Raw genomic sequence first — 22,923 nt, 5'->3', positions numbered from 1 at the left:
GCAGATGTTCGGAAATAATCGGAAAGGGCGTATTTTAACGGATTTTGCAGCGGTTTATAAGGCAGCAGGCCGTCTGAAAAACATTTCTTTTTCAGACGGCCTGCTTCATTCCTGATAAAACTCGACCGGCAATAAATCGGGATCGCGGCAAAAGAAAAAAGCCTTGCCTGTATATTCGTCGGTTCTGACCGCTTCGCACTCAACGCCTTGCCGTACCAGTTCGGCATGTTTGGCGGCCAAATCACCGACGGCAAAAGCCAAATGACGCAGGCCGCAGGCTTCGGGATAGCTCGGGCGCGGCGGCGGATTGGGGAAGGAGAACAGTTCCAATACATAATGGGAGCCGATGCCCAAATCCAATTTGTAGGAATCGCGGTCGGCGCGGTAATGTTCGGCCAAGACGGTCAAGCCTAAGATTTCGGTGTAGAAGCGTCTGCTTGCGGCGTAATCGGAGCAAATCAGGGCGATATGGTGGAGACGCATGGTGGGCTTTTCTGTGAGGCCGTCTGAAATGTTTCAGACGGACTTTTGCTGCAAGGTTAAGCGGAATTGGAATCCGATGTTTCGGCATTCAGGGTAAATCGGGTTTCCAAGCCAATCTTGGCTGCGTTGCCTAAAAATTTTGGCGAAACCCGCCATGCCCGTTTTCAGACGGCCTTTGGGGTTTATTTTAAAAGTTCGGGCGGAATGTTGCACACCGGAATCGGGTTGATTTTGTGCTGCATGGCTTTGTGCAGGCGGGTGTAGATTTCTAAAACTTCGCGCTCGCGGCCGCTGAAATCTTCGGGTTTATGCGTATCGTAAACGCCCATTGCCCATTCGAGTTCGGGATAGGTCGCGCCCATCTGCTGCTCGTCGGTGCGCTCGGTGTCCCACAGGCCGTCGGTGGGGACGGCCATCTGAATGGCTTCGATAACGTTTAATTCTTTTGCTAATTCATAAACTTGGGTTTTGGTTAAGTCGGCAATCGGGCTGATGTCCACGCCGCCGTCGCCGTATTTGGTGAAAAAACCCACGCCGAAATCTTCGATTTTGTTGCCTGTCCCGGTTACCAGCAAACCGTGCAGCTGGCCGTAGTAATAGAGCGTTACCATGCGCAGGCGCGAGCGGGCGTTAGCCAGGGCAAGCTGTTTGTTCGGGAACGCTGTTTCCTCAACATCAACGGTTTCGGCAAAAGTGTCGAAAGTCGGGGTCAGATCCACGCTCATGGCGGTTACGTTGGCGTAACGTCGTTTCAAGTCAGCCATGTGCTCGCGGGCGCGGTTGACTTGGTCGGCTTTTTGGCGGATGGGCATTTCCAGCAGTAAAACCTGCAACCCCGTTTCTGCCGCCAGCGTAGAAACTACCGCGGAATCGATGCCGCCTGAAACGCCGACTACAAAGCCTTTGGCGCGGGCGGTTGCGGCATAATTTTTTAACCAACCAACGATGTGGTGGACAACGGCTTGTGATTGCATGAGCAGGCTCCTGAGTTACGTTGAATGAGATGATAATGCTATTTGAGGCCGTCTGAAAGCAAATCAGGCAATTTATTGGTGATTTTTGTTAAAAATAGTTATTTTGTGGCATGAAGAAAGAGGGGGGAACTGGTATAATTGTCAACAATTTTTACCTAATGTATGGGTAAAATCAATCAGTTAATCCGTTATTATTTGAGGTTGCCATGAAATTTTTAGACCGTGAGGCTACCGTAGCCAAGCCGGGTTTCAACCGCTGGCTGGTGCCGCCTGCGGCATTGGCCGTGCATTTGGCCATCGGCCAGATTTATGCGTATTCTGTGTTTAATGCGCCGCTGACCAAAGTGATCGGGATTACCGAGCCTGCGGCCGGCGATTGGAAGCTGACGACGGTCGGTTGGATTTTCAGCATTGCCTTGGCGGTATTGGGCGCATCGGCGGCCATGTTCGGTACTTGGATGGAACGCGTCGGCCCGCGCAAAGCCATGTTTGTCGCGGCATGCTGTTTCAGCTTGGGCTTTCTGGTGTCGGCAGTAGGGGTGTGGACGCACAATCTGTTTTTATTGTATTTGGGCAACGGGGTCATCGGCGGTGTCGGCTTGGGGTTGGGCTATATCGGGCCGGTTTCCACGCTGATGAAATGGTTTCCCGACAAACCGGGCATGGCCACCGGTTTGGCAATTATGGGATTCGGCGGCGGCGCGATGGTGGCTTCGCCTTTGTCGGTCTGGCTGATGGATTTTTTCAGTAGCGAAACTTCGGTAGGCGTGGCGCAGACTTTTGTCGTATTGGCCGTGATTTATTTTGCGCTGATGATGTTCGGCGCGTTTACGATACGCGTTCCGGCGGCGGATTGGAAGCCTGAAGGTTATGTTGCGCCGAAAGTGAAAAACAAGCTGGTCAGCAGCAATCATGTGAATGTCAATCAGGCGATGAAAACCCCGCAATTCTGGCTGCTGTTTTGGGTGTTGTGTCTGAATATTACCGCCGGTATCGGTGTATTGGGGCAGGCCGCGGTGATGATTCAGGAGCTGTTTTCCGAAGCTTCGGTCGGCAAACAGGCGGCCATCGGTGTCGGCGCGGCGGCAGGGTTTGTCAGCCTGTTGAGCTTATTCAATATGGGCGGCCGTTTCTTTTGGTCGAGCATTTCCGATAAAATCGGCCGAAAAAATGTTTACACCATTTTCTTTGTGCTTGGATCGCTTTTGTATTTTGCCGTACCGTCGATTGGTGCCGGCGGCAACAAAACCTTATTCGTCATCTGCTTCTGCGTGATTATGTCGATGTACGGCGGAGGCTTTGCAGCGATTCCGGCGTACTTGAAAGACTTGTTCGGCACATACCAAGTCGGTGCGATTCACGGACGGATTTTGCTGGCTTGGTCAACGGCTGCCGTCATCGGTCCCGTATTGGTCAACTATATCCGCCAAAGCCAAATCGACAGCGGCATTCCCGCGGCGCAGGCATACAGCGTGACCATGTATATCATGGCGGTTTTACTGCTTATCGGTCTGGTATGTAATCTATGCGTAAAAGCCGTCCATGAAAAGCATCATGAAAAGGATATTCAAACAGCCGCTTTAAGCAGTAATCCCGATGATGAAACAGCCATTTCCGATGCTTATCTGTTGCAGGAAAGTATCAAACGCGGCGGTTTTCCGGTCTGGTGGCGCTGGGCTTTGGTCGGCATACCTTTGGTCTACGGTATGGTAATGGTGTTTGTGAAATCATTGGATTTATTTGTGTAAGAAGACAGAAAACGAAAGAAGCAGAAAGTATTCTGCCGGCCTGTATAAAAAAGCAAAACTGCTAATAGAAAATGAGCAAGGTTTAATTCGCATAATGTATATTATGTTAAATTATTCTGACCATAATAAAAGACAGCTTGGTTCCAAGCTGTCTTTTTTGTCAAAGAAAGATTCAAGCTGTCTTTCTTATTTGATACGCATGTCACCGGTTTCAACGAAGCGTTGATGCCATGACAATGCTTCCATCAACAGATGCGGCGTATGCAGGCCTCCGGCTTTTTCGGCTCGGTCGTAGTAGTCGCGCAGCATGTCGCGATAATCCGGATGTGCACAGTTGTTGATGATCAATTGTGCACGTTGGCGTGGTGATTTGCCGCGTAAATCGGCCATGCCTTGTTCGGTAACGATGAACATAACATCGTGTTCCGTATGGTCGTGGTGTGAAACCATCGGTACGATGCACGAAATCGCGCCGTCTTTGGCCACTGATGGCGATACGAAGAATGAGAAGAAGGCGTTGCGGGTAAAGTCGCCGGAGCCGCCGATACCGTTCATCATTTTCGTGCCCATCACGTGGGTTGAGTTTACGTTGCCGTAAATATCCGCTTCAATCATGGCGTTCATGCCGATAACACCCAAGCGGCGGATGACCTCGGGATTATTGGTGTATTCCATCGGGCGCAGAATCAGTTTGTCGCGCAGGAAGTCGATGTTGTCGTTGAAGCGTTGCAGTGCATCCGGGCTGAACGACAAAGCGGTGGCTGATGCGTGTTTCATTTTGCCGGCCAAAATCAAGTCCAGCATGCCGTCTTGCAATACTTCGGTGTAGCCGGTCAAGTCGTCGAAAGGCGCATCCAGCAAGCCCGCCATCACGGCATTGGCGACGTTGCCCACACCCGACTGCAACGGCAGCAGGTTTTTAGGCAACCGCCCTGCTTTTACTTCATGGTTGAAGAAATCGATGATTTGTGCGGCAATGGCTTTGGAATTTTCATCGGGATCGGCAAACTTGCTGTTGCGGTCACCCGCATCGGTCAATACGATGGCAATGATTTTTTCTTCCGGGCATTCCAAATAAGGCGAACCCACGCGGTCAAACGGGCCGGTAATGGCGATGGGTTTGCGGTGCGGCGGAACGCCGATGTCGAATACGGCATCGTGCATCCCTTCCAGTTTGGCATTTTGCGCGAAGTTTACTTCGATAATGACCTTTTTAGCGGCTTTCAAGGCTTCGTTGCCGTGGCCGATACCCATGGCCGGAATCAGTTTGCCGTCTTCGGTAATGCCGGAAACTTCGATAATAGCCAAATCGAAATCGCCGTAGAAACCTTGGCGCATTTGTTGCTCAACGTGCGACAGATGCATGTCTTGGTAAGCGATGTTGCCGGCGTTGATGCTGTTGCGCAGCGATGGATCGGATTGGAACGGATTACGGAAATGTACGGCATTGGCAGCAGCCAAAACGCCGTCACACTCAGGTGCGGTTGATGCACCGGTAATCATGCCGATGCTGAACGGCCGGCCGGCAGCGTGTTCGGCTTTGGCTTTTTCGGCAATGGCGGTCGGCAGAAGTTTGGGATAGCCCGCACCGGTAAAGCCGGTAATGGCGACATTCATGCCGTTTTGTACAAATTCGGCTGCTTGTTCGGCAGACATAATCTTATTGCGCAATCCTTCGTGGCGGATGCGTTCTGCTGCATTGGTCATTTTGCTTTCTCCTTTGGTTTGGATGCTTGAGCGCAGGCACTGTTTTTTGAAATGAAAAAACGGCTGGTCTGCTTTTCAGACGGCCTTGAAATAACATAGCGTTACAGACTATATAACAAAGCTTTCAAAGTGTAAAGAATGCCGTCTGAACGGACAAATCCGTACTTTCGAAATCATACGTGCTTGCTCAAAAGGCTTGGCTTTGGAGCGGATGGGACGGGATTTTAGTGGCGGATAGGGGTACAGGCTATTCCCCAAAATAAATAGACGATTCACGTCTTTTGTAAAATATATTGCTTATTCAGAGCCTTATTTTAATAAAACATGCCGTCTGAAAATTTTCAGACGGCATGTTTTAAAACCGGTGCAAAATCATGCTGGACGCTTTGGGCGGTTAAGTGAATAATACGCTTTTATCGAAATAGGACGGCTAGGCTTAAACAATGAATGATTCCAAAGGTTTGCTGGTTCGCTGGCTGATTGTATGCCTGATTCCGCTTGTCACCATGCTGGCATTTGTTTTGATTCCGCCGCCTGATCATACGCAATATCTGATTAACGGCATCATCTTGGCATGTGAAGCGACGTTTTTATTCAAATTCGTACTGTTTGATGTGATTAAGCATCATTTGAGGCAGGAATTTGAATTAAAAAGAAAAACCATGTTGCTTTTTATTCCGATTTTATTGCTGGTTATTTATTTGGTGCACTATTTCGGCGGGTTTTAACAGCAAAAGGCCGTCTGAAAATTTCAGACGGCCTTTGAATACGGCTTGAAATTACAGGCTGTCGGTAAACGTGCGGGTAATCACATCGCGTTGCTGCTCGGGCGTTAATGAATTGAAACGCACGGCGTAACCGGAAACACGGATAGTCAATTGCGGATATTTGTCCGGATTGGCAACGGCATCTTCCAAAGTTTCGCGGGTCAACACATTTACATTCAGATGTTGGCCGCCCTCCACTTTCGGACGCGCACTGACATCCAACGGGATTTCTTTGTAAGAAACCTCGCCCAAATCGGCCAAAGCCACCACCGCATCGGCCTGATAACCGCTCTCTTCTTTTGCCACCAAACAGCGGGCTTCGTCGGTGCCGTCGTCCAGCAACCAAAACGAATTTAACAAAGCCCCGTTTTGAGCTTGAGTAATCTGAATACCTTTAACCATAGCCACCTTCTCTTTCGTTAACGTAGAAAAAACTTGAATTTTCTATATTTTATACCCTGCGCCCCAAAAGAAATTGATATAAATCAAGTTACAAAATACTACATTTTAACCGGCTAAATGGTTGTCTTTACTCAGTAAATTATGACGAACCGGTCTGTGTGGAAAGATAAATTTTACGCTACCCTATTTCCGTTTTACGAACCTTATTTATAAATAACGAAATGAAAAGGCCGTCTGAAAAAAAATCCTGTTGGATGTTTTGCAATGTCATCGATAATTTCGGCGACATCGGCGTATCGTGGCGTTTGGCTCAGGCTCTTTGCCACGAATTGGATTGGGAAGTGCATTTGTGGGTGGACGATCTCCCTGCCCTGCGCACGATTTGCCCTGCTTTGCCGTCTGTTCCCTGCAACCACCAAAATATTGGCGTTCACAAATGGACAGCGCAATCGGCGGACGACATTGCCACCCTTCCCCAGCCGCAAACCGTCATCGAAACCTTTGCCTGCAACCTGCCGCAAAATATTTCGGACATTATCAAAAACCACCGCCCGCTTTGGCTCAACTGGGAATACTTGAGCGCGGAAGAAAGCAATGAGCGGCTGCATTTAATGCCGTCGGTGCAAGCCGACGGGTTACAAAAATTTTTCTGGTTCATGGGGTTCAGCGAAAAAAGCGGCGGTTTGATACGCGAAGCCGATTTTGCCGAACGCATTGATTTTGAACCCACCTTTTTCAGACGGCATTACGGCCTGCCCGATAAAACCACCGAAGAATGGTTACTGTTCGGCTATCAAAGCCCTGTTTGGGCAAAATGGCTGGATATGTGGCGGCAGCACGGCGAACCGATTACCCTGCTTTTGGCCGGACACCAAATCATAGACAGCCTGAAATCTGCCGGTGTCGTTCCCGAAACCGCCCTGCAAGCCCCCGGAGACATTTTTCAGACGGCCTGTGTAAGGTTGGTTAAAATTCCTTTTGTCCCGCAGCAAGATTTCGACAAGCTGTTACAGCTTTCAGACGGCCTGATCGTCCGCGGCGAAGACAGTTTCGTGCGCGCGCAGTTTGCCGCCAAGCCGTTTTTCTGGCACATCTATCCGCAAGATGAAATGGTGCATCTTGAAAAACTGTATGCGTTTTGGCAAAAAACAGCCCCGTTTTATCCGATTCATATCATGACTGCGCATCAAGCCTTATCCGACGAACTCAACGGTGCGCACGAACTATCCGCCGAACAACGCTTAAACGCATGGCAGACTTTGGCAGCACACCGTCTGCAATGGCGGCAGAGTGTCGCAGATTGGCAGAAATTTCTGTTTTCACAAACAAGCGCAATGGAAAAACTAGCCAAATTTGTTTCAAATACGCTAAAATAGCGCGTTTATTTTGCAACTAGAATCTGATTGGAAACACACAATGAAAACAGCTCAAGAACTGCGCCCGGGTAATGTATTCATGGTCGGCAGCGACCCGATGGTCGTGCAAAAAAGCGAATACATCAAAGGCGGCCGAAGCTCGGCCAAAGTCAGCATGAAACTGAAAAACCTGCTGACCGGCGCGGCTTCAGAAACCATCGTTAAAGCCGACGACAAATTTGACGTCGTGGTTTTGGCCCGCAAAAACTGTACCTACAGCTACTTTGCCGATCCGATGTATGTATTCATGGACGAAGAATTCAACCAATACGAAATCGAAGCTGAAAACATCGGCGACGCGTTGAAATTCATCGTTGACGGCATGGAAGACCAATGCGAAGTGACCTTCTACGAAGGCAACCCGATTTCCGTCGAATTGCCGACCATCATCGTCCGCGAAGTGGAATACACCGAGCCTGCGGTTAAAGGCGATACTTCGGGTAAAGTGATGAAAACCGCCCGTTTGGTCGGCGGTACCGAAATCCAAGTGATGGCATACATCGAAACCGGCGACAAAGTCGAAATCGATACACGCACCGGCGAATTCCGCAAACGCGCTTGATCACACGGATAAATGATAGGCCGTCTGAATATTTCAGACGGCCTTTTTACTGTGTGATTTCATTAAAACAGAGAATCTGAGACTTAGGCAAAGTCTTTAATTTGAATGGATTTCCCAGCTATACGCCGTTCAGCATTTCTCCGCTTTTTGAGATATGTCTTGCTCTGCCCTGTCTTGCTGGAATTATCCGAATCAGTAGTGCATTACCATTCTTAAATGACCTGATCGGTTAAATTCAAATACGCGCCAATTCCTCACGCATTTGGTCAATGACGGCTTTGTAATCAGGTTTGCCGAAAATAGCGGAGCCGGCCACGAAGGTATCCGCACCGGCAGCGGCAATTTCAGCAATGTTTTCCACCTTTACGCCGCCATCCACTTCAAGTGCAATACGGCGGCCTGTTTGGGATTCATATTTGTCCAACATGGCACGAACTTGGCGGATTTTGACCAATGTATGCGGAATAAAGCTTTGTCCGCCAAACCCCGGATTCACCGACATCAGCAACACCATGCCCAATCTATCCAAAACATTTTCCAGCACGCTCACGGAAGTAGCCGGATTCAGTACCAAACCGGCCTGACAGCCCAAATCACGAATCAGACTCAAGCTGCGGTCAACGTGTTTGCTGGCTTCCGGATGAAAAGTAATGATGTTTGCGCCTGCTTTAGCGAATGATTGAATCAAATCATCAACCGGCTCCACCATCAAATGCACATCAATAGGCACACTGGCATAAGGCTTCAGTGCCGCACAAATCATCGGCCCAAATGTCAAATTTGGCACATAATGGTTATCCATCACATCGAAATGTATCAAATCCGCACCGGCAGCGATGACATTGCGGACTTCTTCACCCAAACGGGCGAAATCGGCGGAAAGGATACTGGGGGAAATACGGTAATGGCTCATGGAATACTCCGGCTTTCAATAAGCATGTGTAATTTTCAATAAAGCATGTGCAATAATGATAACGGATTGGCAGTCCGGCATGCTGATATTTTAAATAAAATTAAAGACAGATGTTTGTTTAAAATATTAATGGATACTTTGTATCGGTTTGGAATAGTCACTTAAGCATTCATAAGCTACTGAAATTAAAGCATACATCAATGTTTGTTAATATAAAATTGACACTAGTCTAACGAATATTAACTTTGATGATACTGCCTTTGACATGCTTATCCGTTATATTCGCTAAATATTCAAAACCAGGAAAATGTTGTGTTTGTCGTGTTTAGATTCGGTTTACTGCTTAAATTTTTGTCTTTTGCTGCATTGTGCATGTTTGCCGGATTGGTTCATGCTGCACCGCATTCCATACAATTGGATGATTTTCATCCCAATTGTAATTTCCGACAGCTGAATCTGAGCCAAGATCAGCATAATGCCATGCGCAAAATCCGTTCGGATTACAAAACTGCAGCCGACAAAGCTTTCAAAAAAGAATTACGGGTTGACCGCACACGCCGCAGAAGCATTATCCAAATTCTATCTAAGCCGAGTTTTGATCAAAACAGTGCCCGTGATTATGTCGAAAGCCGCTATCTTTCCAGTATGGATTTCTCTGTTGACGAATTGGCTATCCAACACCGGATTTATCATCTATTGAGTCCGGAGCAGCGTCAGATGTGGCTAAGCAACTGCCTGCGTTAGACATGGCGATGGACATCATCGTTAAAGGCACTTTATATAAAGTGCCTTTTTATTTTTTGGCTTTAATCTATTACTCGCTGCTCCGGCAGTCGTCCTGCCCAATCGCAGGCAAACTGCCATGCCGAGCGTCCGGAACGGTTACTGTGCATCTGTGCCCACAATAATGCCGCTTTTCTGGCGGTTTCATCGTATTCCACACCGAAGTCATCCAACCAATTTTCTACGGCCTGTAAATAATCGTTTTGATCGAACGGATAAAAGCTCAGCCATAACCCGAAGCGGTCGGATAAAGAGATTTTTTCTTCTACGGCCTCCTTTTGGTGGATTTCACCGCGGATACCGGTAGTACCGCCGTTTTCATCCATATATTCAGGCATTAAGTGGCGGCGGTTTGAGGTAGCATATACCACTACATTGCTGCAACGCTGCGATAATCCGCCGTCCAGGGTGGTCTTTAAGGCTTTGTAGGTTTCATCGCCTGTTTCAAAAGACAAGTCATCGCAGAAAATAATGAATTTTTCCGGACGTTCTGCCAGAATCGGCAATAATGCCGGTAATGTAATCAAATCGCTTTTATCGACTTCGACCAACCGCAGACCTTGGCCGGCATATTCGTGCAGCAATGCTTTTACCAGTGAAGATTTTCCGGTACCGCGTGATCCCGTCATCAGCACATTATTGGCTGGTCGGCCTGCTAAAAATTGTTCGGTATTGCGAATCAGGCGCTCGGTCTGCGAGCCGACGGCAGCCAAACGGCTTAGTGGAAATGTATGCGGATTAGGCAGGCTCTCCAATATGCCTTTACGGCCGACACTCTGCCAGCGGTAAGCCAAAGCATTCCAATTAATCCCGCTCTGCTCCGCCGGTAAAATCAAATCCAAGCGGTTTAAAACCGAATCGGCTTTTTTTAAAAATTCTGCTAATTCCATAATTTTTTTCAGACGGCCTGTGACTTTTGCTGTTCCATCACACGTAAAACGGTATCGACGATGGCTTGGGTTTGCGGGTCGATTTCAATGTTGATTTCCTCACCGACTTGGCGAACGCCGAATAAGGTACGCTCCAAAGTTTCCGGAATCAGGTGGACATTGAATTCATCATCGGTAACTTCTCCGATAGTCAGGCTGCAGCCATCCAATCCTACAAAACCTTTAGTCAAAATGTAAGGTTTCAACTCTGATGGCAGATGAAACCAAACCGTACGATTCAGTTCGTTTTTATCGATGCGGGTAATGGATGTGGTCGTCATTACATGACCGCTCATCACATGGCCGCCTATTTCATCGCCAAACTTGGCTGCCCGTTCCAAATTGACAAAGTCCCCTGCTTTCAGACGGCCTAAATTGGTTTTAGCCAGAGTCTCGTTCATCAAATCAAAGCTGACTTGATTTGCTTCAATTCGCGTAATGGTCAGACAGCAACCATTATTGGCAACCGAAGCACCGGTTTTCAGATTATCTGCCATGCTTAACGGCAATTCGACGATATGGGTTCGGAAATCAGACGACGGCTGGTTCACCGCAACAATGCGTCCCATCCCTTGTACAATACCTGTAAACATTTTGATGCCTTATTGATTGGGTCGATACAATTGTAACGTAAGATGTATCAGGCCGTCTGAAAGAAAGATATTTTTCAGACGGCCTAAACCGAATCTTGGATTTGATTTACTCAAGATTTATTTGAGTATGATGCCGTATGGGCAATCTTGTTATGAAAATAAAAACCGAATCGGCAGATTCGGTTTTAATCATTGTGCTGTAAGCAGTTACAGCGCATCTTTCAATGCCTTACCTGCACGGAATTTAGGAGTTTTCGCAGCCGCAATAGTCAGAGGCTCGCCGGTTTTAGGATTGCGGCCTTGACGCTCTGCACGCTCGCCAACGTAGAAAGTACCAAAACCTACCAAAGTTACGGTGTCGCCTTTTTTCAGGGCTTCAGTTACAGCATTAGTGGTTGCATCCAATGCTTTTTGAGCAGCCGCTTTAGAAATACCGGCTTCTTGAGCAATTGATTCGATTAATTCAGACTTGTTCACAATTCAGTCCCTTCCTATCGTTGAAAATAATGGAGAACCCGATGATTCGGGCTTTTCGTACTCTTGAAGTACCTGTGTGCTTTATAACAATACTGAAATTGGAATGTCAAGCGAAAAAATACGGGATTGCCTTAATTTGCAAGCTTGCCGGGCAAACCCGTATTCTTTTACAACACATTTATATCAAATCAGTGTTTTGTCGCTTTGGCTCTTGACGTCTTGCTTTTCGGGCTCTCCGGCAGGTTTTGCACATTTTCCAAGGTATTCTGCCAAGGCTGAGGCTGATACTCCAGTCCCAAAGCCAAGACTTCGTCAATCCATTTGACAGGATGGATTTCCAAACCGGTTTTCACATTTTCCGGAATTTCTTCCAAATCTTTGACGTTATCCTTTGGAATTAAAACATGCTTGATACCGCCGCGCAAAGCTGCCAGCAGCTTTTCTTTTAACCCGCCGATCGGCAAGACTTCGCCGCGAAGGGTAATTTCGCCTGTCATTGCCACGTCCGCACGAACCGGAATGCCAGTAAAGGCAGAAACCATCGCCAGCGTCATGGCAATACCCGCACTTGGGCCGTCTTTCGGTGTGGCACCTTCCGGTACGTGTACGTGCATATCCTGTTTTTCATAGAAATTCGGCGCCAGGCCTACCGATTCGGCACGGGACCGCAATACCGACCAAGCTGCGGTTACCGATTCTTTCATGACATCGCCCAATTGGCCGGTCGATTGGATATTGCCTTTGCCCGGCAAGGCTACGGCCTCTACAGTCAGCAATTCGCCACCGACTTCCGTCCATGCCAACCCGGTAACTTGACCGATACGGTTTTCACTCTCTGCTACACCGAAATCAAAACGGCGTACCCCCAAGTAATCCTGCAGATTACCGGCATTCACTGCAACAGCCTTCTGCTTGGCTTTTCGGTTTTTGGCTTTCTGCGCATCTTCTTTCAGTTGCACAGCCATGACTACTTTACGACAAATTTTGGCGATTTCACGGTCAAGCGAACGCACGCCGGCTTCACGCGTGTAATAGCGGACAATATCGCGTACGGCAGATTCTTCAATCATCATTTCGCCGTCGCGCACACCGTTGCGTTCCATCTGTTTCGGCACGAGATACTGCATGGCAATGCTGACTTTTTCGTCTTCGGTGTAACCCGACAAGCGGATGATTTCCATGCGGTCAAGCAGAGCCGGCGGAATATTCATGCTGTTGGAAGTGGCGATAAACAGCACGTCGCTCAAGTCATAATCTACTTCGACGAAATGGTCGGAAAACGCGTTGTTCTGTTCCGGATCAAGCACTTCCAGCAAAGCCGAAGCCGGGTCGCCACGGAAATCGTTACCCAATTTGTCGATTTCATCAAGCAGGAACAACGGGTTTTTTACTTCCGCTTTAATCATGCTTTGAATGATTTTGCCCGGCATGGAGCCGATATAGGTACGGCGGTGGCCGCGGATTTCGCTTTCGTCTTTTACGCCGCCCAAAGCCATACGGACGTATTTCCGGCCGGTGGCTTTGGCAATCGATTGACCCAGCGAGGTTTTACCCACGCCCGGAGGGCCGACCAAACATAAAATCGGCCCTTTAAGCTTGTCGCTGCGTTTTTGAACCGCTAAGTATTCCAAAATGCGCTCTTTGACTTTTTCCAAGCCGAAATGGTCGGCATTCAGTACCAAATCTGCTTTGGCAATATCTTTAATGACACGGGTTTTCTTTTTCCACGGTAATTCGAGCAGCGTATCGATATAATTGCGCACCACGGTCGATTCGGCCGACATAGGCGGCATCATTTTCAGTTTTTTCAATTCGCCCAAGGCTTTTTCCTGCGCTTCCTTACTCATGCCTGCCGCTTTGATTTTGGCTTCAAGCGCATCCAATTCGCCGCGCTCGTCTTCTTCTCCCAATTCTTTATTAATCGCTTTGATTTGCTCGTTAAGGTAATACTCGCGCTGGGATTTTTCCATTTGGCGTTTGACGCGGCCACGGATACGCTTCTCAACCTGCATGATGTCGAGTTCGGCTTCCAATTGTCCCAACAGAAATTCCATACGGCCGACAAGGCCGGCAGTTTCCAAAATCTCCTGGCGTTGCTCCAGCTTCAATTGCAAATGTGCGGCAATGGTATCGACCAGACGGCTGTTGTCATTGATGCCGTTAATCGTATTGACGACTTCGGCTGGGATTTTTTTGTTTAATTTGGCATATTGCTCAAACTGAGACAATAAAGTGCGGCGCAAGGCTTCCATATCCGGATTGTTCTCGTCTTCGTTTTCATCGACAGCCTCAATGTGCGCCAGGAACAGAGCATCTTTATCCTCTACGGTCAGCGCGCGTGCCCGGCGGATGCCTTCTACCAACACTTTGACCGTACCGTCCGGCAGCTTCAATACTTGCAATACCTGAGCCACGGTACCCATGCGGTGTAAATCTTTGGCAGTCGGCTCTTCTGTGTTCGGATCAAGTTGCGCTAGCAAAAAGACCGGGTCATCATTGCTCATCGCCATTTCCAGCGCAGCAATCGATTTCGGACGGCCTACAAACAAAGGCAATACCATATGCGGATAAACCACGACATCGCGCAAAGGCAGAGTGGCCAGTACACTGTATTCCTCAAAATATTTGTTATCTTCTGACATATGTGTAATCTCTGTGGTTTCAAATCAAGTTTTCCCGTAAGTTGGGCTGAAAGATTGGATTTCAAGACTTGAAAATTGGTTTAATGCGCATATTTGCCCGATAACCGTTTTAAATGCAGGGACAAGCCTGATTAACAAGGCTTGGCGTTTGCGTTAAAATATGCCCGAATACACAATCGGGCCGTCTGAAAATTTCAGACGGCCTTAACAAGGAGTATCTCAATGTCTGAGCAGAACAACACACCGGAGCAAACCGAAACCCTGCTTGAATTTCCGTGCATCTTTCCCTTGAAAGTCATGGGGCTGACCCACCCCGAATTTGTTGTCTCGATTTTGACGGCCATTCAGGAACACGCCCCGAACACAACAGAAGCACACATCACAACCCGTGCGAGCAGCAAAGGCAATTATACCGGAGCCACGATCCGCATCGAAGCCACCAGCAAAGAGCAACTGGACAATATTTATCTCGCCCTGACTTCGCATGAAATGGTGAAAGTGGTTTACTGATATGAAAATCGTGCAGAAAGGCTTGGCGGATTACCAGCCTACTTTTGAAGCGATGAAAGCCTTCAATGCAAGCCGCGACGAAGATACCGAAGACGAATTATGGGTCGTCGAGCATCCCCCTGTCTTTACCCAAGGACTTGCCGGCAAACCCGAGCATTTGCTGATTCGCGACGATATTCCCGTGGTTCAGATTGACCGCGGCGGCCAAATCACCTATCACGGCCCGGGGCAATTGGTGGTTTATACCATGATTGATTTCAAACGCCGCAAAACCAGCGTCCGCCATATCGTTTCCGCACTTGAAAACAGTATCATCGGCACACTGGCCGAATACCGCATTGAAGCCGCTGCTGATCCGAAACGCCCCGGCGTATATGTAGGCGGACGCAAAATCGCTTCGCTCGGACTGCGCATCAAAAACGGCTCGGTTTACCACGGCTTGGCCTTGAACGTAAACATGGATTTAAGCCCGTTTACCCACATCAACCCCTGCGGTTACGCCGGCATGGAAATGACCCAAATCGCAGACTTTATCAATCCGTGTCCGACGCTGGCGGAAGTTGCCGAAAAATTGACAGGCCGTCTGAAAATGCAACTGACTCTGAAAGAATCAAATGAGTGAAATTAAAATTGACGATCCCAAACGCGGCGTAAAATTGCGCGGTGCAGACAAAACTGCGCGTATCCCGATTAAAGTCGTTCCATTGCAGGAAAAACTGAAAAAGCCCGAGTGGATCCGCGCCAAACTGCCGACAAAAAAATTCTTTGAAATCAAAGATATTTTGCGAAATCAAAAAATGCATACCGTATGCGAAGAAGCAAGTTGCCCCAATATCGGCGAGTGTTTCAGCAAAGGTACGGCCACTTTTATGATTATGGGCGACATCTGTACGCGCCGCTGCCCGTTTTGCGATGTTGGTCATGGCCGTCCGAATATGCTTGATCCCGACGAACCGAAAAATCTGGCCGAATCCGTTGCCGCCATGAATCTGCGTTATGTCGTGATTACTTCGGTTGACCGCGACGATTTGCGCGACGGCGGTGCGCAACACTTTGCCGACTGTATCAAAGCCATCCGAGAACGCAGTCCGAACACCAAAATCGAAATCCTGGTACCCGATTTCCGCGGACGTCTCGATATTGCCCTGCAAATCTTGACCGAAACTCCGCCGGACGTGATGAACCATAATTTGGAAACCCACCCGAGCCTGTATAAAAAAGCCCGTCCGGGCGCGAATTATCAGCACTCTTTGGATTTGCTGCGGCGCTATAAAGAAATGATGCCGCATATCCCGACCAAATCCGGCATTATGGTCGGTCTGGGCGAAACCGATGACGACGTGCGCGAAATCATGCGCGATATGCGGGCGCACAATATCGAAATGATTACCATCGGCCAATATCTGCAACCTTCAGACGGCCACTTGCCGGTGTTGCGCTATGTAACTCCCGAGCAGTTCAAAGTGTTTGAAAAAGAAGCCTATGAAATGGGCTTCAGCAATGCGGCCATCGGCGCGATGGTGCGCTCAAGCTACCATGCTGACGAACAGGCTGCCGAGGCTTTGCGCGAAAACCACGGCGGCGGTTGCAGCCATTAAATTCCGGAATGAATCATGCCGTCTGAAAGGTTCAGGCGGCATGATTTTTGAACAGCAAAAAAGAAAACAAAAACCTTGTTTTCAAGCACAGAAGCAAAATTTTGAAAATATTTTGAGTTATAATTTTATCTGTTATAAAAATTTTTCTGCGGTCTTGAGTGTCAGTATTGTCTATACCCACCGTTTCGATGCAGTCTTCTTGTGATACATTTGATGAAAACCGCAACATAATACCGTATCGAAGATTTTTAACACTATGTTTTAAATATATTTTTCAGACGGCCTTATCTGTTTTTACAAATCGTTCGAAAATAAATCAAAATAAAACTATACTTTTTCTTAATTTATGGGATAATGGCTAAATAAATTCTTAGCTATTCGCGATAACACTTATCAGAAAGTGCAAATCATGTCAGATGAAAAAAGCAAAGCCCTAGCCGCTGCCTTGGCTCAAATCGAAAAAAACTTCGGCAAAGGTTCCATTATGAAAATGGACGGAAGCCATCAGGAGGAAAATTTAGAAGTCATCTCAACCGGTTCGCTCGGTCTGGACTTGGCTTTGGGTGTGGGCGGATTACCGCGCGGCCGTGTGGTCGAAATCTTCGGTCCGGAATCATCCGGTAAAACCACATTGTGTCTGGAAGCCATTGCGCAATGCCAAAAAGCAGGTGGGGTATGTGCCTTTATTGATGCGGAACACGCTTTCGATCCGATTTACGCGCGTAAATTAGGGGTAAAAGTGGAAGAATTGTATCTTTCCCAGCCCGATACAGGCGAACAGGCTTTGGAAATTTGCGATACTTTGGTACGTTCCGGCGGTGTGGACATGGTCGTTGTCGACTCTGTGGCCGCATTGGTGCCTAAAGCCGAAATCGAAGGTGAAATGGGCGACAGCCATGTCGGTCTGCAAGCCCGTCTGATGAGCCAAGCCCTGCGCAAACTGACCGGCCACATCAAGCGTACCAACACTCTGGTCGTGTTTATTAACCAAATCCGTATGAAAATCGGTGTGATGTTCGGCAGCCCGGAAACCACCACCGGCGGTAACGCGTTGAAGTTTTATGCTTCCGTACGCCTCGATATCCGCCGTACCGGCCAAATCAAGAAAGGCGACGATGTCATCGGTAACGAAACCAAAGTCAAAGTGATTAAAAACAAAGTCGCGCCACCGTTCCGCCAGGCCGAATTCGATATTCTCTACGGCGAAGGGGTCAGCTGGGAAGGCGAATTGATCGACATCGGCGTGAAATACGACATCGTTGAAAAATCAGGTGCATGGTACAGCTACAACGGTGCCAAAATCGGCCAAGGCAAAGACAATGTGCGCTTATGGCTGAAAGAAAATCCAGAAGTAGCCGATGAAATCGATGCCAAAATCCGTGCGGCAGTCGGCATCAACATCGACATTACCGAAGGCAAAATCGACGATACCGACGGGGAACGTCCGGAAGAGTAAAAATCAATATCTTGATAGATTTCCCAAACTAAAAAGAGCAGGTTTTTCCGCCTGCTCTTTTATTTTATATTTTACCTGTTCCGTGAAACAAGGTTGTCTGAAACGTCTGAAATATCGGCTAATCCTTTGCACTTGCTTCCTGCGTTCTGCCCATTTTGGCTTCCCGTATCGGTAAATTTAACAGTGCGGCGATACCAGCGAGCACCATATCGGCATACCACATCCAATTGTAATCACCGAAAGCCGTAATGGCGATACCGCCCAAATATGCGCCGAAAAATCCGCCGATTTGGTGCGACAATAAAGTCAAGCCGAACAAGGTAGCCAAATAACGCACACCGAATAATTTTCCCGTAATCGCTGCCGTAGGCGGCACCGTAGCCAACCACGTCAAGCCCAGCCCGAATGCGAACAGATAAAAAGTCCAATCTGTACGCGGCATCATCAGATAAGCCAAAATCAGACAAGTTCGGGAAGCATACATCCAAAACAAAATATATTTGCTGCGGAATTTTCCCACGCACCAACCGGCCGCCAAACTGCCGATGACATTGGATATGCCGATAATCGCCAGCGACCATGATGCCACCGTCGGAGGCAATCCGCACAAAGCGACTTCAGTCGGCAGATGTGTGACCAAAAAAGCAATATGAAAACCGCAGGTAAAAAAGCCCAAATGCAACAAAATATAACTGCGTTCTTTAAATGCTTGGCCGACTGCCTGCCTTAAGGTTTGTTCCGTGGGCGAAGCGGAGGCCGTCTGAACGGTCGCAGAATCGAACTCATGATACGTCAACCAACGCGCAATCGGAATAATCAAAAGGCTTACCGCGCCTAACACATACATGGCACCGCGCCACCCTATTGCCGGCAGAAAGATCAATCCCTGTACCAAAGGTGAAAATAAAAACTGACCGAAAGAGCCGCCGGCGTTGACCACGCCCGAAGCTGTGCCGCGCATTGATTGCGGCAGTTTATTTGAAACCTGGCTCATCAAAATCGAGTGGCTGCCTGCCCCCGAACCCATGGCCAACATCACGCCCATACTCAAAGTCAAGCCCCATACGGTGGTTAACGAAGGGATTAATACGCAACCGATGGCCATTATCACAGTTCCCCACAGCAATACCGGCCATGCCCCGAAGCGGTCGGCCAAAGCTCCGGTCAACGGCTGCGCCACTCCCCATATCAACTGGCATACTGCCATGGCAAAACTGATGTCCGCCATGCTCAATGCCGTTGTGTTTACCATCGGCTGTACAAATAAGCCGAGCGACATTCTGATGCCCATGGTTATCATCAATACTGCCGCTGCCGACAAAGCAATCAGCCACAATAATTTTTGCCGGTGGATTTCCGTCTGCATATTTTTCTCTTGATGTCGATAAGAGGCCGTCTGAAACCTGATTTCAGACGGCCTTTTGTTCATCTTTACACCTTAATCCTCCGCCCGGTCCGTGCACTTTCATACGCTTTTTCAATCAAACCCAATACTTGCGCCACCTGCCCTACATCCACGCACAACGGTACATTTTCCGTCAATGCCGCATACAGGTTCCGGTAAAACGCACCGTAATCGCCGCTGACACTTTTCATGGCCCGGCGCACGATTTTCCCATCGGTTTCCGTATGCAGTATCCCCCATTCCTGCGGACTTTCCACATTCCAGCTGCCGGCCGGCAATGCTCCTCCTACCAGCAAAGCTTCCTGATTGTCCGCATTTTGTTTGATGTACGAACCTTTTGTTCCGTGCAGCGTCATAAACGGCAAAGGCTCGCGCGCGTATTTCGTGCTGATAAGCGAGACTTTCAGGCCGTCTGAAAAATAAAGCGCGATGTCGAAATTATCGTCGCTCAATGCCCCCTTGTGCTGATGGCGGATGTCGGCGTAAATTTCAGACGGCATTCCGAACACATCCACCGCCATATCCAGCAGATGCGAACCCAAATCGTACACCAAACCCACGCCTGCTTCTCCGGTTTCCTTCCAACGCTTTTTGTTCAATCCTGCCGAATAACGCTCGAAACGGAATTCCGCATCGACAATTTGTCCCAACAGGCCGTCTGAAATCAGTTTTTTGGCGGTCAAAGGCGCGCTGTCCCAGCGGCGGTTTTGGTAAACGGTCAGCAACACGCCCTGTGCTTCCGCCAAATCCGCCAGTGCAGAGGCTTCTGCCACAGTTGCGCACAAAGGTTTTTCCACCACCACATGCTTGCCTGCCGACAAAGCCTGTTGAGCCAATTCAAAATGCGTTTGGTTCGGCGTGGTAATCACGATTAAATCCACTTCATCCGTGAGCAAAGCATCAAAGCTGCGCACGGTTTGGGCATCAGGCAAAACACTTTCGGCCTGATTGCCGCTGCGTTCGAATACCTTGACGACTTCAAACCGTCCGTCCGCCCTCCAAAACGGGATATGAAATACCTGCGCCGACATGCCGAATCCGGCCAAACCGATTTTGATTTTTTTCATGGGATTTCCTTTTTCAGACGGCCTCGCAAACCTTTGCCGTATTCAATGTAAAGACGATACGCTATAATACTCCGATTCAGAATTTCAGGCCGTCTGAAAATGCAGGCGACCGTCTTTTAAGGACAAACCATGAGAAAACCACAACGCGGCTATGCCCGTCAAGATCGTGTCCGCGAACAGATTATGCGCGAGCTGGCCGAACTCGTGCGCACCGATTTGAAAGACCCGCGCGCCGGTTTCATCACCATCAACGAAGTCGAGGTAACCCGCGATTACAGCCACGCCACCGTGTTTTATACCGTGTTGGACGACAGTACCCGCGAAATCACCGAAGAAGCCCTCGACCATGCCAAAGGCCATTTGCGCAGCGAATTGGCCAAGCGCATCAAGCTCTTCAAAATCCCCGAGCTGCATTTCAAATACGACGAATCTTTAGAGCGCGGCATGAGCATTTCCAGCCTGATTGAGCAAGTGGCGGCGGAAAAGCCGGTGGAAGATTGAGGAAATAATGAAGGCCGTCTGAAAACATCCATCCTTTTTCAGACGGCCTTTTCCGATTAAAAACAAAACCGATATGAACAGCAAACCTGCCAAACGCCCCGTCAACGGCGTTTTATTACTCGACAAACCCGAAGGCCTGAGCAGCAATACTGCCCTGCAAAAAGCCCGTCGGTTATACCGTGCCGAAAAAGCGGGGCATACCGGCGTGCTCGACCCGCTCGCCACAGGCCTGCTGCCCGTCTGCTTCGGCGAAGCGACCAAGTTCGCGCAATATCTGCTCGATGCGGATAAAGCGTACACCGCCACCATGAAGCTGGGCGAAGCCAGCAGTACGGGCGATGCCGAAGGCGAAATCATCGATACCGCCCGTGCCGATATTTCCAAACAGGAATTTCAGACGGCCTGCGCCGCGCTGACGGGCAAAATCCGCCAAGTGCCGCCGATGTTTTCCGCTTTGAAACACGAAGGCAAGCCGCTTTACGAATATGCGCGTAAAGGCATCACAATTGAACGCAAAGCGCGCGATATTGAAATTTATTCGATTGAAATTCAAGAATTTGCCGCGCCGAAAGCGGTCATCGGCGTGCGTTGCAGCAAAGGCACTTATATCCGAACTTTGAGCGAAGACATCGCCAAACACATCGGCACATTCGCCCACCTGACCGCCCTGCGCCGCACGGAAACCGCCGGTTTCGGTATAGCCGAAACCCATACCTTAGAAAAATTAGAAAGTTTGAGCGAGGTCGAACGTGATGCGCTTTTGCTGCCTTGCGATGTTTTGGTGCGGCATTTGCCTGAAATCATATTGAACGACCGCGCGGTCGATATGTTGAAATTCGGCCAACGTCCGCAGTTTGCGGAAGCGGTTTCAAATGAGCAGCCGATTCGGGTTTACAGCAGTCACGGCGAATTTATCGGCTTGGTCGAATATCAGAAAGACATAGGCCGTCTGAAACCGCTGCGGCTGATGAATACCGCACGCTGAATGCGTGGTCTCTTATACGCAGGTCGAAGCCTTTATAGAATCCGAAAATGTTCAAAAATCTTTAATCCGTCATTCCCGCGCAGACGGGAATCCAGACCTGTCAGCTTCAGGAATATTTGAAGATAACAGCAAATTAAAATTCTGGATTCCCGCCTGCGCGGAAATGACGGATTAGAGATAAGTTGGGCTTTGAAAAGGTTTCGGCCTATAAAAAACGAGGCCGTCTGAAAAAATGTTCAGACGGCCTCGATTCCTATTTCCTTATTTCACGCGTTTGAAAACCAAATCCCAAACGCCATGTCCCAAACGCTTGCCGCGCGCTTCGAATTTGGTTTCAGGTCGGTAATCCGGTGTCGGCGCGTAATCTTGGGCGGTATTCTGAAGACTGTCGAAACCGCTTAACACTTCCAACATCTGCACCGCATATTCTTCCCAGTCCGTCGCCATGTGGATATAGCCGCCGACTTTCAGTTTGGGCAACAGCTTTTCCACAAACGGGGTCTGCACCAGGCGGCGTTTGTGGTGGCGTTTTTTGTGCCACGGATCGGGAAAGAAAATATGAATGCCTTCAAGCGCACCATCGGCCAGCATATTTTCGACCACTTCCACCGCGTCATGACGCATCACGCGGATGTTGCCGGTTTGCGATTCTTCAATCAGCTTTAAAATATTGCCGACACCCGGGCCGTGGACATCAATAGCCAAAAAATCCGTTTCAGGCAGGCGTTTGGCAATTTCAACGGTCGCGGTTCCCATACCGAAACCGATTTCCAACACTTTCGGATTGTCGCGGCCGAACAGTCGGTTCAAATCGACAACCGTGTCTTGGTAATCGATACCGAACTGCGGCCACATGGTATCGATGGCGCGCTGTTGGGCGGCAGTCATGTGGCCCTGTCGGAGCACAAAGCTGCGGATGGAACGCAAATGCTCGGGCGGTACTTGGTTTTCTTCATGGTTTTGAGTCGAATCTGTCATGCTGGTTCACACTTTGAAATCAAAACAA

Annotated in this window: 23 protein-coding genes; 11 read left to right on the top strand and 12 right to left on the bottom strand. The window is 48.8% G+C overall.

From position 1 onward, the window contains the following. Positions 1-105 precede the first annotated feature (105 nt). The gene (locus tag ACM67E_RS06395) at positions 106-483 is read right to left on the bottom strand and encodes a VOC family protein (RefSeq protein ID WP_416190637.1); all 378 of its coding nucleotides are present in this window, start codon (positions 481-483) and stop codon (positions 106-108) included. Between the two features lie 182 nt (positions 484-665). After that, positions 666-1,457 (bottom strand): NAD(+) synthase, encoded by a 792-nt coding sequence (nadE, locus tag ACM67E_RS06390; RefSeq protein WP_416190636.1) that lies wholly within the window; start codon positions 1,455-1,457, stop codon positions 666-668. A 206-nt stretch (positions 1,458-1,663) separates the two neighbouring features. Here nadE and ACM67E_RS06385 point away from each other — a divergent pair, with 206 nt between their 5' ends. Further along, a complete protein-coding gene (locus ACM67E_RS06385; RefSeq protein WP_416190635.1) occupies positions 1,664-3,205 on the top strand; it encodes an OFA family MFS transporter in 1,542 nt (513 codons plus the stop codon). A 186-nt stretch (positions 3,206-3,391) separates the two neighbouring features. On the opposite strand, the gene ACM67E_RS06380 is transcribed toward ACM67E_RS06385, so the two are convergent. Then, the gene (locus ACM67E_RS06380) at positions 3,392-4,912 is read right to left on the bottom strand and encodes an acetyl-CoA hydrolase/transferase family protein (protein WP_416190634.1); all 1,521 of its coding nucleotides are present in this window, start codon (positions 4,910-4,912) and stop codon (positions 3,392-3,394) included. Between the two features lie 443 nt (positions 4,913-5,355). Between ACM67E_RS06380 and ACM67E_RS06375 the strand changes: the two genes are divergently transcribed. Further along, positions 5,356-5,640, top strand: a complete 285-nt coding sequence (locus ACM67E_RS06375) for a hypothetical protein (RefSeq protein WP_416190633.1) — start codon at positions 5,356-5,358, stop codon at positions 5,638-5,640. Positions 5,641-5,691: 51 nt separating this feature from the next. Here ACM67E_RS06375 and grcA read toward each other — a convergent pair whose 3' ends face one another. Beyond that, the gene (grcA, locus tag ACM67E_RS06370) at positions 5,692-6,081 is read right to left on the bottom strand and encodes an autonomous glycyl radical cofactor GrcA (RefSeq protein ID WP_416190632.1); all 390 of its coding nucleotides are present in this window, start codon (positions 6,079-6,081) and stop codon (positions 5,692-5,694) included. A gap of 221 nt (positions 6,082-6,302) precedes the next feature. Between grcA and earP the strand changes: the two genes are divergently transcribed. Beyond that, complete coding sequence (earP, locus tag ACM67E_RS06365) at positions 6,303-7,457, top strand: elongation factor P maturation arginine rhamnosyltransferase EarP (protein ID WP_416190631.1); 1,155 nt, start codon at positions 6,303-6,305, stop codon at positions 7,455-7,457. A gap of 40 nt (positions 7,458-7,497) precedes the next feature. Continuing rightward, positions 7,498-8,058 carry an elongation factor P gene (gene efp / locus ACM67E_RS06360; RefSeq protein WP_416190630.1) on the top strand — a complete coding sequence of 187 codons (561 nt, stop codon included), beginning with the start codon at positions 7,498-7,500 and terminating at the stop codon, positions 8,056-8,058. A 235-nt stretch (positions 8,059-8,293) separates the two neighbouring features. On the opposite strand, the gene rpe is transcribed toward efp, so the two are convergent. Beyond that, positions 8,294-8,971, bottom strand: coding sequence for a ribulose-phosphate 3-epimerase (rpe, locus tag ACM67E_RS06355; RefSeq protein WP_416190629.1), 678 nt, complete (start codon positions 8,969-8,971; stop codon positions 8,294-8,296). A gap of 372 nt (positions 8,972-9,343) precedes the next feature. On the opposite strand from rpe, the gene ACM67E_RS06350 reads away from it, so the two are divergent. Then, entirely contained in the window at positions 9,344-9,715 is a 372-nt protein-coding gene (locus ACM67E_RS06350; RefSeq protein ID WP_416192747.1) for a Spy/CpxP family protein refolding chaperone, read from the top strand. A gap of 62 nt (positions 9,716-9,777) precedes the next feature. On the opposite strand, the gene ACM67E_RS06345 is transcribed toward ACM67E_RS06350, so the two are convergent. From ACM67E_RS06345 to lon, 4 genes are all read right to left on the bottom strand, one after another. Then, the gene (locus ACM67E_RS06345) at positions 9,778-10,644 is read right to left on the bottom strand and encodes an ATP-binding protein (RefSeq protein WP_416190628.1); all 867 of its coding nucleotides are present in this window, start codon (positions 10,642-10,644) and stop codon (positions 9,778-9,780) included. 8 nt (positions 10,645-10,652) lie between these two features. Further along, on the bottom strand, positions 10,653-11,276 hold the full coding sequence (locus ACM67E_RS06340; RefSeq protein ID WP_416190627.1) for a riboflavin synthase subunit alpha: 624 nt from the start codon (positions 11,274-11,276) through the stop codon (positions 10,653-10,655). Between the two features lie 207 nt (positions 11,277-11,483). Next, the gene (locus ACM67E_RS06335) at positions 11,484-11,753 is read right to left on the bottom strand and encodes an HU family DNA-binding protein (protein ID WP_416190626.1); all 270 of its coding nucleotides are present in this window, start codon (positions 11,751-11,753) and stop codon (positions 11,484-11,486) included. A gap of 188 nt (positions 11,754-11,941) precedes the next feature. Beyond that, positions 11,942-14,395, bottom strand: a complete 2,454-nt coding sequence (gene lon / locus ACM67E_RS06330) for an endopeptidase La (protein ID WP_416190625.1) — start codon at positions 14,393-14,395, stop codon at positions 11,942-11,944. A gap of 222 nt (positions 14,396-14,617) precedes the next feature. Here lon and ACM67E_RS06325 point away from each other — a divergent pair, with 222 nt between their 5' ends. From ACM67E_RS06325 to recA, 4 genes are all read left to right on the top strand, one after another. Further along, on the top strand, positions 14,618-14,905 hold the full coding sequence (locus tag ACM67E_RS06325; protein ID WP_416190624.1) for a YbeD family protein: 288 nt from the start codon (positions 14,618-14,620) through the stop codon (positions 14,903-14,905). A 1-nt stretch (position 14,906) separates the two neighbouring features. Further along, positions 14,907-15,527 (top strand): lipoyl(octanoyl) transferase LipB, encoded by a 621-nt coding sequence (gene lipB / locus ACM67E_RS06320; RefSeq protein WP_416190623.1) that lies wholly within the window; start codon positions 14,907-14,909, stop codon positions 15,525-15,527. Beyond that, complete coding sequence (gene lipA, locus ACM67E_RS06315) at positions 15,520-16,503, top strand: lipoyl synthase (RefSeq protein ID WP_416190622.1); 984 nt, start codon at positions 15,520-15,522, stop codon at positions 16,501-16,503. The genes lipB and lipA overlap by 8 nt, the downstream gene beginning before the upstream one ends. A 409-nt stretch (positions 16,504-16,912) precedes the next feature. Further along, entirely contained in the window at positions 16,913-17,959 is a 1,047-nt protein-coding gene (gene recA, locus ACM67E_RS06310) for a recombinase RecA (protein ID WP_416190621.1), read from the top strand. Positions 17,960-18,077: 118 nt separating this feature from the next. On the opposite strand, the gene ACM67E_RS06305 is transcribed toward recA, so the two are convergent. Further along, on the bottom strand, positions 18,078-19,325 hold the full coding sequence (locus tag ACM67E_RS06305; protein WP_416190620.1) for an MFS transporter: 1,248 nt from the start codon (positions 19,323-19,325) through the stop codon (positions 18,078-18,080). A 65-nt stretch (positions 19,326-19,390) separates the two neighbouring features. Then, positions 19,391-20,431 carry a Gfo/Idh/MocA family oxidoreductase gene (locus tag ACM67E_RS06300; RefSeq protein ID WP_416190619.1) on the bottom strand — a complete coding sequence of 347 codons (1,041 nt, stop codon included), beginning with the start codon at positions 20,429-20,431 and terminating at the stop codon, positions 19,391-19,393. A gap of 129 nt (positions 20,432-20,560) precedes the next feature. On the opposite strand from ACM67E_RS06300, the gene rbfA reads away from it, so the two are divergent. Continuing rightward, a complete protein-coding gene (rbfA, locus tag ACM67E_RS06295; protein ID WP_416190618.1) occupies positions 20,561-20,932 on the top strand; it encodes a 30S ribosome-binding factor RbfA in 372 nt (123 codons plus the stop codon). Positions 20,933-21,005: 73 nt separating this feature from the next. Then, positions 21,006-21,917, top strand: coding sequence for a tRNA pseudouridine(55) synthase TruB (truB, locus tag ACM67E_RS06290; RefSeq protein WP_416190617.1), 912 nt, complete (start codon positions 21,006-21,008; stop codon positions 21,915-21,917). 261 nt (positions 21,918-22,178) lie between these two features. On the opposite strand, the gene trmB is transcribed toward truB, so the two are convergent. After that, the gene (gene trmB / locus ACM67E_RS06285) at positions 22,179-22,895 is read right to left on the bottom strand and encodes a tRNA (guanosine(46)-N7)-methyltransferase TrmB (RefSeq protein WP_416190616.1); all 717 of its coding nucleotides are present in this window, start codon (positions 22,893-22,895) and stop codon (positions 22,179-22,181) included. Positions 22,896-22,923 lie beyond the last annotated feature (28 nt).

The sequence above is a fragment of the Neisseria sp. CCUG12390 genome (genome assembly GCF_047837985.1).
In the GTDB taxonomy this organism is placed as follows: Bacteria; Pseudomonadota; Gammaproteobacteria; order Burkholderiales; family Neisseriaceae; genus Neisseria.
The sequence above is the reverse complement of the archived record's forward strand: the minus strand, read 5'-3'. Positions and strand labels throughout refer to the sequence as shown.